The sequence below is a fragment of the Glaciimonas immobilis genome (genome assembly GCF_011947285.1).
GTDB classification, from domain to species: Bacteria; Pseudomonadota; Gammaproteobacteria; order Burkholderiales; family Burkholderiaceae_D; genus Glaciimonas; species Glaciimonas immobilis.
This window is the reverse complement of the sequence record NZ_JAAOZT010000002.1, coordinates 840373-854784: the sequence shown is the minus strand read 5'-3', so window position 1 is coordinate 854784 and position 14412 is coordinate 840373. Positions and strand designations below refer to the sequence as shown.

The 14412-nt window shown below is 49.1% G+C and carries 12 protein-coding genes; 9 read left to right on the top strand and 3 right to left on the bottom strand.

Annotated features, from left to right (window positions below; translation table 11 throughout):
* Window positions 1–163: 163 nt before the first annotated feature.
* From HAV38_RS06160 to HAV38_RS06150, 3 genes are all read right to left on the bottom strand, one after another.
* The gene (locus tag HAV38_RS06160) at window positions 164–628 is read right to left on the bottom strand and encodes an MliC family protein (protein ID WP_245182214.1); all 465 of its coding nucleotides are present in this window, start codon (window positions 626–628) and stop codon (window positions 164–166) included.
* A gap of 169 nt (window positions 629–797) precedes the next feature.
* Entirely contained in the window at window positions 798–1775 is a 978-nt protein-coding gene (locus HAV38_RS06155) for an HpcH/HpaI aldolase/citrate lyase family protein (protein ID WP_168053360.1), read from the bottom strand.
* 316 nt (window positions 1776–2091) lie between these two features.
* Entirely contained in the window at window positions 2092–3081 is a 990-nt protein-coding gene (locus HAV38_RS06150) for a malate dehydrogenase (protein WP_168053358.1), read from the bottom strand.
* A 369-nt stretch (window positions 3082–3450) separates the two neighbouring features.
* On the opposite strand from HAV38_RS06150, the gene HAV38_RS06145 reads away from it, so the two are divergent.
* The 9 genes from HAV38_RS06145 to odhB all read left to right on the top strand — a co-directional run bounded on the left by HAV38_RS06145 (window position 3451) and on the right by odhB (window position 14303).
* On the top strand, window positions 3451–4239 hold the full coding sequence (locus HAV38_RS06145) for a GntR family transcriptional regulator (RefSeq protein ID WP_168053356.1): 789 nt from the start codon (window positions 3451–3453) through the stop codon (window positions 4237–4239).
* A 294-nt stretch (window positions 4240–4533) separates the two neighbouring features.
* Complete coding sequence (gene sdhC, locus HAV38_RS06140; protein WP_168053354.1) at window positions 4534–4950, top strand: succinate dehydrogenase, cytochrome b556 subunit; 417 nt, start codon at window positions 4534–4536, stop codon at window positions 4948–4950.
* On the top strand, window positions 4951–5313 hold the full coding sequence (gene sdhD, locus HAV38_RS06135; protein WP_168053352.1) for a succinate dehydrogenase, hydrophobic membrane anchor protein: 363 nt from the start codon (window positions 4951–4953) through the stop codon (window positions 5311–5313).
* A gap of 2 nt (window positions 5314–5315) precedes the next feature.
* The gene (sdhA, locus tag HAV38_RS06130; RefSeq protein ID WP_168053350.1) at window positions 5316–7094 is read left to right on the top strand and encodes a succinate dehydrogenase flavoprotein subunit; all 1779 of its coding nucleotides are present in this window, start codon (window positions 5316–5318) and stop codon (window positions 7092–7094) included.
* A 12-nt stretch (window positions 7095–7106) separates the two neighbouring features.
* Window positions 7107–7817, top strand: a complete 711-nt coding sequence (locus HAV38_RS06125) for a succinate dehydrogenase iron-sulfur subunit (RefSeq protein ID WP_168053348.1) — start codon at window positions 7107–7109, stop codon at window positions 7815–7817.
* Window positions 7818–7970: 153 nt separating this feature from the next.
* Window positions 7971–8240 (top strand): FAD assembly factor SdhE, encoded by a 270-nt coding sequence (locus HAV38_RS06120; RefSeq protein ID WP_168053346.1) that lies wholly within the window; start codon window positions 7971–7973, stop codon window positions 8238–8240.
* A 122-nt stretch (window positions 8241–8362) separates the two neighbouring features.
* Window positions 8363–9679 (top strand): citrate synthase, encoded by a 1317-nt coding sequence (gene gltA / locus HAV38_RS06115; RefSeq protein ID WP_168053344.1) that lies wholly within the window; start codon window positions 8363–8365, stop codon window positions 9677–9679.
* A gap of 436 nt (window positions 9680–10115) precedes the next feature.
* Window positions 10116–12971: a 2-oxoglutarate dehydrogenase E1 component gene (locus tag HAV38_RS06110; RefSeq protein ID WP_168053342.1), complete on the top strand. Its 2856-nt coding sequence runs from the start codon at window positions 10116–10118 to the stop codon at window positions 12969–12971.
* A gap of 69 nt (window positions 12972–13040) precedes the next feature.
* The gene (gene odhB, locus HAV38_RS06105; RefSeq protein ID WP_168053340.1) at window positions 13041–14303 is read left to right on the top strand and encodes a 2-oxoglutarate dehydrogenase complex dihydrolipoyllysine-residue succinyltransferase; all 1263 of its coding nucleotides are present in this window, start codon (window positions 13041–13043) and stop codon (window positions 14301–14303) included.
* The last annotated feature ends 109 nt before the right edge of the window (window positions 14304–14412 follow it).

Below are 14412 nucleotides of genomic sequence, written 5' to 3'. Positions count from 1 at the left end.
TTCAGTATTTTCAACGCTATATAACTTCTAGTCACGTCCGAGCAGTCAGATAGTAAACTGGTTCTTAAAAAAAGATAGACACTACCGCAGCCATCAGCATACTTGCCACTCCGCTCCAACTGGGCGTGGTAGGTTTGGTCACGGTATTGCCGTATTTCGATTCTTAGCTACGGGCAGGCTCCGCAAGGTTTCCCGTAGGTGCCGGTGCAGGGACCGGGCTCTGCTCGGACGACATGCATTCGTTAGCTAGTTGTTGACCCTTTTTTGAGTCAAGCAACATACCTTTAGTCGGAATGCCAATCCAAACCAAACCATATTTGTGATTTTCATAACGACTGGCACCCGTTGTTGTACTAACGGTGGTGAGACGATGTAGCGTATTACCCCAGCGTAAAGCGATGTGCTTAGGATCTGCAGCGTTACGGTAAATCGTCAATTTGTTACCAAGCTCGCACTTGTAGTCGATGGCGATATCGACTTTGATATCTGGCGTGCCTTCATCTTCGCCATCGTCCGTTTCAAGAGCGGGTATCGCTTTCTTCCCGGTAGATTTTTTAACGGTTTTCTTTTTGACCACTTTTTTGGTCGGCGCAGGCTTAGTGTCAGTAGTTTGGGCAATAGAACTCATGGGCGCAGCGATCAAGAAGCTGGCGCAGAGCAAACTGAGGAAAGTAAAGGTCTTTTTCATTTTGTGTGAACGGGTAGTGAGGCAGTGATTATCAGGCAGTAAATATTACGCAGAAAATGATGACGTTAGCAGGCGCAATAGAATATTTGTAAAGTATAAAAAAGAATGTCTAGTGTAAAAATAATGCGTTGGCAAGCGGTGGCAGGGTAATTCCACTATTTTTTGCCCTTTGTAAAACCGTCCAATAATAACGGTAGCTGGCGCGATCATGCAGAGTGCCGCGATGTTGTATTGGACCCCATGCTGCTTTTTGAGCGGCAAGTAAAATCTCCGCGGCTTCGCTGACTTCGGATTGCGATGGCAAAAATGCGTTCAAAATTTGCTGCACTTGCTGGGGGTGAATACTCCACATACGCGTGTAGCCAAATTCCATTCGGGCACGCCGCGCATCGTCTGCAACCACCGCATTGTTCTTGATATCGGTCGTGACGTTGTGCGAAGGTGTTTTGCCGTGCGCGTGGCAGGCCGCAGCAATCTCAAGCTTGGCACGCGTGACAAGGGGATGAACGAACTGCCCGGGGGAGCGCATCGCATCGCTTGGGATGGCACCATAGTGCGCAGAAACAAAATCCATGATGCCGAACGACAGCGACTCAATTTGGGGCAGTGCGGCAATTGCGGTTACATCGGCTAAAGCACCGTGGGTTTCAATCAGAACGTGGACAGGCATTGTTGTTCTGCCAGCGCGTTGACTGTGGTGATTAATCAGGTCCAACGCTGCAATAACATCGGCGACACGCTCAACTTTAGGCAACATCAGATAGGCCAATCGGGTGGCAGCAGTGTGGCAAATGATTTCTACATCTTGCTCAAAAAAGCTACTCCCCACGTCATGAACCCTTGCACCGATGCGATTGAAGCGATTGTCCGGGCTGGCGATAACCTCCGCCACCAGACGAGCGTGTGCCACTTCGTTACCGGAGGCGGCGCCGTCTTCGCAATCAAAAGTGATGTCAAATACTGGACCCAGAGTATGCTGAAGTGTGACCGACTTGCGCATTATTTTTTCTGCGCCCGCGTAGTGATCACATGCCGGTAATGAGACCGGTTGTTGCTTGCCTAGGAATAAAACCTCGGTAGGATGCATTCGACTTGCTTTTGCGTGAAAGGACTTGGATAGGGTATTAAACTTTGGCTTTTACTGAATAATTCAACTGCACGCTGCGAGAAATAGCTTTAATTTTTTGTATATTAAAATGACTATGACTGGTATTGGTTACACTTCTAACTTACCGGATTTTAGTTTCCGCGTTTCAGTTACTAAACCTTATTACCGAATCTCTCCGCCGAAATTTATCGTAATACTATTTCTCCTTGATATCCCAAAACAAAAATAGAATATCAAGGATGAATATTCGGACGCACGCGACCAGTAAGCGTCGCATGCGTCATCGCGGCAGGACTTAACCTACCAAATGCTTCACGCCTTCACGCTCTTCCAGCAGTTCGTTCAACGTGACATTGATACGTTCTTGAGAGAATGCGTCGATTTCCAGGCCCTGAATAATGGTGTATTCACCGTTTTCAGTAGTGACCGGGAAGCCAAAGATTGTGCCTTCTGGAATGCCATATGAGCCATCCGACGGAACACCCATAGTCGTCCACTTGCCGTTAGTGCCAAGTATCCAGTCGCGCACGTGATCGATTGCTGCGTTGGCTGCGGATGCTGCCGATGACAGACCGCGTGCTTCGATGATGGCTGCGCCGCGTTTGCCGACTGTTGGCAGGAACACGTCTTTATTCCACGCATGGTCGTTGATCAAATCTTTGACCGACTGGCCTTCAACGGTCGCGTAACGATAGTCGGCATACATGGTTGGCGAGTGATTGCCCCAGACAAACATTTTTTCGATTGCGGCCACCGGCTTACCAGACTTGGCAGCAACTTGCGACAACGCACGGTTATGATCCAGGCGTAGCATTGCAGTGAAGTTTTTGGCCGGCAGGTTTGGTGCAGATTTCATCGCGATGTAAGCGTTGGTGTTGGCTGGATTGCCGACGACCAGTACCTTGACATTGCGGGAAGCGACCGCATCCAGTGCTTTACCCTGAACTGTAAAAATTTGAGCATTGGCTTCGAGCAGATCTTTACGCTCCATACCTGGACCGCGAGGACGTGCACCCACTAGCAGAGCAACGTCAACGTCCTTGAACGCTGTCATCGGATCGCTATGTGCGGTTACCTCAACCAGTAGCGGGAATGCGCAGTCGTCGATTTCCATGATGACGCCCTTTAATGCTTTTTGGGCTTTTTCGTCAGGAATTTCCAATAACTGCAAAATGACCGGTTGGTCTTTGCCGAGCAAGTCGCCATTAGCGATGCGGAATAACAGGGAATAACCGATTTGACCAGCGGCGCCGGTTACGGCAACACGCATTGGGGTTTTAGCCATGTTGAATCTCCAGAGTGGTAATGAAAAGCGTAATCTATATTGCGTAACCTCATATGATACCGTCGAATGCAGTATGCGTCAGTTAGTTTTGGCGACATTCCTGCCAAAACCGCCAGCACTTGCGGAGCCACGGAAAGTTTGAGGGTGCAATCTATAGCTGCACGGGTCGTTTAAGACCAACGCGGAATTAGTGTGGTTTGCGTAAATCGACCAGAAAGCAATTTGGCGATCCTAAGCAAAATAGGTTTGTAGCGAGTGTAGGCGCACCAAGTTTGTCTGTCAATCACTATCTTATATCTTATATAAGACATCTTAATGATGTACTTTGTGCTGGACTAGCTGGGTAGTTTTGTGTTGAAATATTACGTTATGAGTTCCAATCCAACAAATATAGTCATTGCTGATCCAGCCACCCCAGGCAATATTGGCGTCCCTGCGGCATCTCCCACATTCAGCCCCCTCTATCAACAAATTAAAGCGCTCATCATGCAGCGCCTTCAGTCTGGCGAATGGAAGCCCGGCGAGCTCATTCCCAGTGAAGTAGAACTAGGCAATCGATTTAAAGTCAGTCAGGGAACCGTGCGCAAGGCAATCGATGAACTGGCTGCAGAAAATCTGGTGATCCGGCGTCAGGGAAAAGGGACATTTGTTGCAACGCATCACGAAGATAAAACGCAATTTCGATTTTTGCGATTGATGCCGGACGACGGACAGCCGAAACCCGCCGAAAAAAGAGTCATCGAACTGAAGCGCTTACGGGCTCCAGCTGAAATTGCACGGCTCTTAAGCATGAAATCCGGAGATTCTGTAGTATTCGTTAAGCGCGTTATGTCGTTTGAGGGAGTTCCCACCATTGTGGAAGAGTTATGGTTGCCGGGCGTAATATTCAAGAGCCTCACATTGGAACGTCTAGCAGAATATCGAGGGCCGATGTATGGCTTATTTGAAACTGAATTTGGTACGCGTATGATCCGCGCCACGGAGCAGATACGTGCGGCCAGCGCGGATGAAGAGATCGCGCTTTTATTAAATGTAGCCCCAATGTCGCCATTATTAAGCGTGGAACGCGTGTCGTTCACCTACGGTGATAAACCGGTTGAGGTTCGACGTGGCCTGTATGTAACGGCGCATCATCATTATCAGAACGAATTAAGTTAGAAATTGTATATTTGCCCTACGTATGCCGAAAAGAAAAGTAGACTAGCGAGGTGTTTGTGGTGATAGGTGTTGCTAAAGGTAATACAGGCGAGCGTCGGTACAAAGGCAAGCCACTGAGTTTGTTGAAGTGTGTAGTTTGAATGGCAAAGTGTAGGCAATAAACCGGTCGTCATTACCGCAAAACGCCATAAGGCGGCTGAATATTTAATAATAATGGTGTGCTGCACCAAAATAAGCGAAAATCATGCAGTTGTTTAATCGCAATTGTTTCAAATACTGAGGAGAACCCCCGTTATGCCCGATGCAGAAGCCGAAAAAAATCCGCGGCCCCAATTTCGCAACATACATATTAGTCACATCATTGGATACCGGTTGCCACTGGCAGGTTTCATCTCTATTTTGCACCGAATCAGTGGCTTGTTGATGTTTTTGCTGCTGCCTTTCATACTATTCTTGCTTGACTCCAGTTTAGTGTCGGAAACCTCCTTCGAGTACCTAAAGGGGTTTACGTCGAACTGGTTCGTTAAACTGATTATTTTGGCATTGTCGTGGGCTTATTTGCATCATTTCTGTGCTGGCATCCGTCATCTGGTCATGGATAATCATATCGGTTTGGACAAAGATAGCGCACGCAGGTCATCGGTTGGCGTATTTGTTGTTAGCCTGCCGCTGGCGCTTATCGTGGCATTAAAACTATTCGGAGCATTCTAAATGGCGAATAATATTGGCTCAAAACGCTTGGTCGTTGGTGCGCATTACGGTCTGCGAGACTGGTTGGCACAGCGTGCTACCGCGGTTGTCATGGCGGTTTATACCGTCGTTCTGCTAGTCTCTTTTTTGACCGCAAATGATTTCAGTTATCAGGGGTGGGCGGGATTGTTCTCGCATCAGTGGTTTAAGCTGGCGACTTTCGTCACGCTGATGGCGCTGTTTTACCACGCCTGGATTGGTGTTCGCGATATCTGGATGGATTACGTTAAGCCTGTCGCTCTGCGATTGGTATTGCAAGTTGCCACAATTTTGTGGCTAGTCGGTTGTGCCGGATGGGCGGCGCAGATTTTGTGGAGAGTGTAATCGTGGCAGCAATCAAATCCACAATTCCTACACGCCGCTTTGATGCGGTAATCGTTGGTGCCGGTGGTTCCGGTATGCGTGCTTCGCTGCAGTTGGCAGAAGCTGGTTTAAATGTTGCCGTGCTATCTAAGGTATTTCCCACACGCTCGCACACGGTTGCGGCGCAGGGCGGTATTGGTGCTTCACTGGGAAATATGTCGGAGGACAACTGGTACTGGCACATGTTTGACACGGTCAAGGGCTCGGATTACTTAGGTGATCAGGATGCTATTGAATTTATGTGTCGCGAAGCAGCCAAAGCCGTTTATGAACTTGAGCATTTAGGTATGCCGTTCGATCGTAACGCTGACGGTACGATTTATCAGCGTCCGTTTGGCGGGCATTCTGCGCACTTCGGTGAAAAGCCAGTTGCACGTGCTTGCGCTGCGGCTGACCGTACCGGTCATGCATTGCTGCATACTCTGTACCAACGTAACGTTCGCGCCAAGACGCATTTCTTTGTTGAATGGATGGCGATTGATCTCGTTAAAGATGCTGACGGCGATGTTTTGGGCGTGCTGGCACTTGAAATGGAAACCGGCGAGATCATGATGCTGGAAGCCAAGACTACAGTCATGGCAACGGGTGGCGCGGGTCGGATCTGGGCCGCATCAACCAACGCCTTTATCAATACTGGCGACGGTATGGGAATGGTTGCACGTGCCGGCATTCCGCTGGAAGACATGGAATTTTGGCAGTTTCATCCAACTGGCGTTGCCGGTGCGGGTGTGCTGATTACAGAAGGTGTTCGGGGTGAGGGCGGTATCCTGATCAATTCTGAAGGCGAGCGTTTTATGGAGCGTTATGCACCTACGCTGAAGGATCTTGCGCCGCGTGACTTTGTATCGCGTTCGATGGACCAAGAAATCAAAGAAGGTCGCGGTTGCGGTCCTAACAAGGACCACCTGATGCTGGATCTACGCCATATTGGCGCCGAGACCATCAAAAAACGTCTTCCATCGATTCTGGAAATTGGTCATAAGTTTGCTAACGTGGATGCGCTCAAAGAGCCCATTCCTGTCGTGCCGACGATCCATTATCAAATGGGTGGAATTCCGACCAACGTTTACGGTCAGGTAGTGGTGCCTAAAGACGGCATCCCTAATGCAATCGTCAATGGTTTGTATGCGATTGGTGAATGTGCTTGCGTTTCTGTCCATGGCGCAAACCGGCTGGGAACCAACTCGCTGCTGGATCTGGTTGTCTTTGGTCGCGCTGCAGGTAATCATATTGTTGACAGCAAGCTTAAAGAACGCAGTAATAAGCCGCTTCCAGCTGGTGCAACAGACGCCGCGATGGCACGTGTCGCCAAACTGGAAGCCAGTACCGGCACCGAGCGTGTGCAAGACGTTGCTAATGATATTCGTAAAACGATGCAGCATTATTGCGGCGTTTTCCGGACCGATGAATTGCTCCAGCAAGGTTACAAAGAAATTATGGTGCTTGATGAGCGCCGTAAGAATGTTTCCTTTCAGGATAAGTCGATGGTTTTCAACACTGCACGCGTTGAAGCCCTTGAACTTGACAATATGATCGAAGTAGCGAAGGCGACCATTACTGCCGCAGCCGCTCGTAAAGAATCACGCGGCGCGCATGCGCATCGGGATTATGAAAAACGCGATGATGAAAACTGGATGAAGCATTCGTTGTGGTACTCCGAAGGTAATCGTCTTGATTACAAGCCGGTAATTACCAAGCCTCTGACGGTTGATACGTTCAAGCCAAAACCACGTACTTTCTAATAAGGTCTAGCCATGTCACGTACTATTAAATTTAAAATCTATCGCTACGATCCGGACAAGGATACGAAGCCTTACATGCAAGATCTGACGGTTGAATTGTTGCCGACAGATAAGATGCTACTTGATGCTTTACAACGCATTAAGGCGGATGTTGATGACTCGCTGTCGTTGCGTCGTTCCTGCCGTGAAGGCGTTTGTGGTTCTGATGCCATGAACATAAACGGTAAAAACGGCCTGGCGTGCACGACTAATCTGAACGAACTATCTGAGCCAATCGTCCTGCGCCCATTACCTGGATTGCCAGTAATTCGTGATCTGATCGTCGATATGACGCAGTTTTTCAAGCAGTACGATTCAGTCAAGCCATATCTAATTAACAACACTATTCCGCCGGAAAAGGAGCGTTTGCAGACTCCCGAACAGCGTGAAGAGCTGGATGGCCTGTACGAGTGTATTCTGTGTGCTTGCTGTTCGACGTCATGCCCTTCATTCTGGTGGAATCCGGACAAGTTCGTCGGACCCGCAGGCTTGTTGCAGGCTTATCGTTTCATTGCTGATAGCCGCGATGAAGCGACCGGTGACCGTTTGGACAACTTGGAAGATCCGTATCGTTTATTCCGTTGCCGTTCGATCATGAATTGCGTTGATGTCTGCCCTAAGGGATTGAATCCTAATGCAGCTATCGGCAAGATCAAAGAACTGATGGTTCGTCGCGCTGTATAGATGGTTCGGCTGTAAAGAATTATTGCAATCGTTGACTCTGATCAGAAGCATTTGAATTTTTGATCAGAGTCGTATTAAGAGTTTTTGCAGTTGAGTTATATTGATTCATCGGTGATCCATAAGAACCACTGTGTTAAACGGAATAAATAAATCATGACCATTACTCACCAGGACGACCCCGCAAAGCGCGCAAGATTGCGCTGGCGTGCACGGCGCGGCCTTTTGGAAAATGATTTGATTCTCACCAGATTTTTGGATGCAAATGAATCCACCATGACGGACGACGATGTCGATGCTTTCACGCGATTGATGAACTTATCCGATGGGGATTTGATGAATTTGCTGATGGGACGCAATGAGGCCGAGGGCGAAGTGAATTTGCCTCAGGTGCATGCTTTGGTCGCGCGACTACGCGTTATCTGAGCAAGAATGATTCCGCCATTGACGCTATATAGTCGGTGAAATGCGACACTTTGCATGCGGAGCAGCAGCGTATAAACGTCTTGTATTTTTATAAAGCACCACCTGTTGAAAGAGGGAAAGCCATGACCAACGCTGAAACAAAAGCAACGCTATCATTTTCTGACGGTAGCCCATCGATCGATTTTCCAATTTACAAAGGGACCGTCGGTCCTGAAGTGATCGATATTCGTAAATTATATGGTGCGACCGGCAAGTTCACCTATGACCCCGGTTTCATGTCCACTGCCGCCTGTAATTCATCGATTACCTATATAGATGGCGACAAAGGTGAACTGCTTTATCGCGGTTATCCGATCGAGCAACTGGCTGTCAATTGCGACTTTCTGGAAACTTGCTATCTGTTGCTGAACGGTGAGTTGCCAACGGCAGAAGAAAAAGTCACTTTTGATGCCACTGTGACCAAGCATACGATGGTGCATGAGCAGATGCAGTTTTTCTTCCGTGGCTTCCGTCGTGATGCACATCCGATGGCTGTTCTGGTCGGTACAGTCGGCGCACTGTCCTCCTTTTACCATGACTCACTGGATATTACTGATCCTCACCATCGTGAAGTGTCAGCAATCCGCCTGATCGCAAAGCTGCCAACTCTGGTAGCGATGGCTTACAAATATAACGTTGGTCAACCGTTTGTTTATCCGCGTAACGACTTGTCATACAGTGCCAATTTTATGCACATGATGTTCTCGACGCCATGCGAAGAATATAAGGCTAGCGATGTATTGGTGCGTGCTCTGGACCGTATCCTGATCCTGCACGCTGATCACGAGCAGAATGCTTCAACATCAACCGTGCGTCTGGCTGGCTCAAGTGGCGCAAATCCATTTGCCTGTATCGCTGCGGGTATCGCTTGCTTGTGGGGCCCTGCACATGGCGGCGCCAATGAAGCGGCACTGAACATGCTAAAAGAAATCGGTTCTGTCGATAACATTCCTGAATTTGTACGTCAGGTTAAAGACAAAAATTCGACTGTCAAGTTGATGGGCTTCGGTCACCGTGTTTATAAAAACTACGATCCACGCGCTAAATTGATGCGTGAAACCTGCTACGAAGTGTTGGCAGAGTTGGGACTAGAAAACGATCCATTATTCAAGCTGGCAATGGCATTGGAAAAGGTAGCGCTAGAAGACGAATATTTCGTTTCCCGCAAACTTTATCCGAACGTCGATTTCTATTCAGGCATCGTACAATCAGCGTTAGGCATTCCAGTCTCGCTGTTCACCGGAATCTTTGCAATGGCGCGTACCGTAGGCTGGATCGCACAATGGAACGAGATGATTTCCGATCCTGAGCAAAAAATTGGCCGTCCGCGTCAATTGTTTATCGGTTCACCTACGCGCGACGTAGTGGAAATAGAGAGTCGTACTCCCGCAAGTAAGTAAGCAGATAAAAAAAGCGAATCGGAAGATTCGCTTTTTTTGTATTGGAAATTAGTAGTTATGCTATGCTCTTGCATCAATGAAGTATTAGTCGGGGTTGCAACGGATAACTGCATATTTGGTCAAGTCCATCAGCGCTATGTTCAGCATTGAAATGTGGCAGAGATGACAAAGTCGAAAAGTGTGAGCACACGATTGTTATGCAACACGTCGTTTCCAAAGAATGCAGCCTTAAGTAAATCGACGAACAAGTCAGCAAGAAGCATAATAAATAGAGTAATCAGCAAAGTAACAGGTAAAGTAATAAATGCAGTAAATAGCAGTTGTAATCTAATCCCTTCCCCACAACTTGATGTGCAATCCGCTAACCGGTCAGGCCGTGTCGCGGAAGGTTATATGAACCCGCTAATCTCGCGATACGCGAAGAAAGGTGAGCAAGATGATGCAGCAATATAGCTCTAATTCGTATCTCTTCGGAGGTAACGCACCGTACATTGAAGAGCTGTACGAGTCATACCTCGACAATCCCGGATCTGTCTCAGATAACTGGCGCGCGTATTTCGACGCCATGCAACACGTGCCTGCAGTCGACGGCTCAGACAAGCCAGACGTTGCCCATGCAACCGTCGTCGCATCATTTGCCGAGCGCGCAAAGAATGGCCCAATTCGCACGATTTCAGCCTCAGCTGACGCCGAAATGGGCCGCAAACGTGTCGCCGCCACGCAGCTGATTGCCGCTTATCGTTATCTTGGATCACGCTGGGCCAATCTCGATCCGCTGCAGCGCCAGGAACGTTTAGCTATTCCTGAGCTGGATCCTACATTTTACGGATTTACTGATGCGGACATGGATATCGTGTTCAACATCAGCAATACCTATTTTGGCACCGAGACTTCCACGTTGCGCGATCTATTGAATTCCTTGCGCGATACTTATTGCCGTTCGATTGGCGCTGAGTATATGTACGTGAGCGACCCGACTGAAAAACGCTGGATTCAGGAACGTCTTGAGTCGACCCGTTCGGCCCCGACATTGACAGTAGAAAAGAAAAAGCACATCCTTGAGCGCCTGACGGCAGCCGAAGGACTTGAGCGCTACCTGCACACACGTTACGTTGGTCAAAAGCGTTTCTCGCTTGAGGGTGGTGAAAGCTTTATCGTCTCACTCGATGAGACCATTCAGCGCGGCGGCGAAAAAGGCATACAGGAAATCGTTATCGGCATGGCCCATCGCGGCCGCCTGAACGTTCTGGTTAATACTCTCGGCAAGATGCCGCAAGAATTGTTTGCTGAGTTTGAAGGTAAACACGGTGATGATTTGCCAGCCGGTGACGTTAAATACCATCAGGGCTTCTCCTCCGACATTACCAGTCCAGGCGGACCGGTGCATTTGTCGTTAGCATTTAATCCATCGCATCTTGAGATCGTCAACCCAGTGGTTGAAGGTTCGGTTAAAGCGCGTATGGAACGTCGTGGCGACAAAGACGGTGCCCAGGTTTTGCCGATTCTGGTGCATGGCGATGCTGCATTTGCAGGTCAGGGCGTTGTCATGGAAACGCTCAATCTGGCGCAAACACGCGGTTACGGCACAGGTGGTACCGTACATATCGTAATTAACAATCAGATTGGTTTTACTACTTCAGATCCACGTGACTCACGTTCGACGCTATATTGCTCAGACGTTGTCAAGATGATCGAGGCACCCGTATTACACGTCAATGCGGATGATCCGGAGGCGGTGGTATTTGCCACCCAGATCGCACTCGACTACCGTGTTGAGTTCAAAAAAGACATCGTTGTAGACATTATCTGCTTCCGCAAATTAGGTCACAACGAGCAAGATACGCCAGCGTTGACGCAACCGCTGATGTACAAAAAGATTGCCCAGCATCCTGGCACCCGTAAAGTGTACGCAGACAAGTTGACCGCACAAGGTACTATCGCGGCCGACGAAGGCGATGCAATGGTTAAGGCCTATCGCGACGCGATGGACGCCGGTAAACATACGGTTGACCCGGTCATCACTAATTTCAAGAGCAAGTATGCCGTAGACTGGTTGCCGTTCCTGAACCGTAAGTGGACGGATGCTGCCGATACTGCAGTGCCGCTAACTGAATTAAAGCGTCTTGCTGGCCGTATTACGACCGTGCCAGATGACTTCAAAGTGCACGCATTGGTTGAGAAAGTATTGAATGATCGCGCCACCATGGGTCGCGGTGAATTAAATCTGGACTGGGGTATGGGCGAGCACCTGGCCTACGCATCTTTAGTGTCGTCGGGTTACACGATTCGCCTGACGGGGCAAGACGCCGGTCGCGGCACCTTCGTTCATCGTCACGCCGTATTGCATGATCAAAACCGTGAGCGTTGGGATGCAGGTAGTTATATCCCGCTGCAAAACGTGTCGGATCAACAGGCACCGTTCAATGTCATCGACTCGGTACTATCTGAAGAAGCAGTGCTTGGTTTTGAATACGGTTACTCTACAGCCGAGCCAAATACGCTCACTATCTGGGAAGCGCAATTTGGTGACTTCGCCAATGGCGCGCAAGTCGTTATTGATCAGTTCATCAGCTCCGGCGAAGTGAAATGGGGTCGTGCATCAGGCTTGGTCATGATGCTTCCGCATGGATATGAAGGTCAAGGGCCAGAGCATTCTTCTGCGCGTCTTGAGCGTTTCTTGCAGTTATGTGCAGACAACAACATGCAAGTTGTTCAGCCGACTACCTCAGCGCAAATTTTTCACCTGTTGCGCCGTCAGATGATTCGTCTGTTCCGCAAGCCGTTGGTGATCATGACACCAAAATCACTGCTAAGGAATAAAGATGCCGGTTCGCCGTTGTCGGACTTGGCAAAGGGCACGTTCCAGACCGTCATCGGTGAAATTGATGACAAGATTGATACCAAGAAGGTCAAGCGTATTGTTGCCTGTTCGGGCAAGATTTATTACGATCTGGTGAACGCACGCAAAGAACGCGGACAGGCTGATGTCGCGATTATCCGTCTGGAGCAGTTGTATCCGTTCCCGCATAAAGCATTTGCTGCCGAGTTGAAGCAATTTTCGAACTTCACCGAACTGGTTTGGGCGCAGGACGAGCCACAAAACCAGGGTGCATGGCTACAGATTCAGCATAATATTTTTGAAAACCTGGATGATGGTCAAAAGCTTGCTTATGCAGGCCGTCCAGCAAGCGCATCGCCTGCGGTGGGTTACTACGACAAGCATTACGCCCAATTAAAAACCTTACTTGATACCGCGTTTTCAAAGCTCAAAGGCTTTGTTCTTACCAAATAACTGAAACTGAAGCTCAGACGTGCTGCAATAACATGGCACGTCTGATACGCACCAATTACGGAGAAATTCATGGCACTTATAGAAGTTAAAGTCCCCCAACTATCAGAATCTGTCGCCGAAGCGACGTTGTTGCAGTGGCATAAAAAAGTAGGCGATCCAGTAGCGCGCGATGAGAATTTGATTGATATCGAAACTGATAAAGTCGTACTGGAGCTGCCAGCCCCAAACGACGGTATCGTGGTTCAGATAGTTGAGCCTGATGGTGCGACGGTCGTCGCCGGTCAACTTATCGCGATTATCGATACTGATGCAGCGGCCAAAGTCAGTCCAATGGAAGTTTCCGCGATCCCAGTCCCGCAACCTGGTCATGCTACGACGCCTGTTGCAGCCCCGGAACTAGCTAGTAATTCTGCGGCTGGCATCGCGATGCCAGCCGCAGCTAAACTGTTATCAGAAAATAATCTGACAGCAACGCAAGTCGCTGGCAGCGGTAAAGATGGTCGTGTGACCAAAGGTGATGTTCTTAATACGCTAGCGACTAAGCCAGCAACACCGGTGGTGGCTCCAGCTGCTGCAGCCGCAAAGCCCGCACTGCAACAGGTTGCTGCGCCAAACAAAGCGAAAAAAGAAGAACGCCCAGAAGAGCGCGTGCCCATGAGTCGTTTGCGCGCCCGTATCGCGGAACGCTTGATTCAATCGCAATCGACCAATGCCATCCTGACGACGTTTAACGAAGTTAACATGCAGCCGGTCATCGATTTGCGTAGCAAGTACAAAGATAAATTCGAGAAGGAACATGGCGTTAAGCTCGGTTTCATGTCGTTTTTCGTCAAGGCTGCAGTCGCTGCGCTGAAAAAATACCCGGTAGTGAACGCGTCTGTAGACGGCAACGACATCGTGTATCACGGGTATTTTGACATCGGTATTGCTGTGGGTTCACCACGTGGTTTAGTCGTACCAGTGTTACGCGACGCCGACCAGATGTCGATCGCCGATATCGAGAAGAAAATTGGCGAATTCGGCGCTAAAGCACGCGACGGCAAACTGACGATGGAAGATTTAACCGGCGGTACGTTCTCTATCTCCAACGGCGGAACATTCGGTTCGATGCTGTCGACACCCATTATCAATCCTCCACAGTCGGCGATTCTGGGTGTACATGCAACCAAAGACCGGGCCGTAGTTGAGAACGGTCAGATCGTCATTCGCCCGATGAACTATCTGGCGATGTCCTATGATCACCGCATCATTGATGGTCGTGAAGCAGTGTTGGCACTGGTAGTTATCAAAGATGCTTTGGAAGACCCAGCACGTCTGTTGTTAGACCTGTAATTAGAGAGTATTTTTGTGATAGAGGTTTGTGCTTCGATGCTGGTTAAAGTCCCGACAGGGGACTCCAACCTGCATCAAGCGTGTGCCTGTGGGTGAGCCAATATCGCAA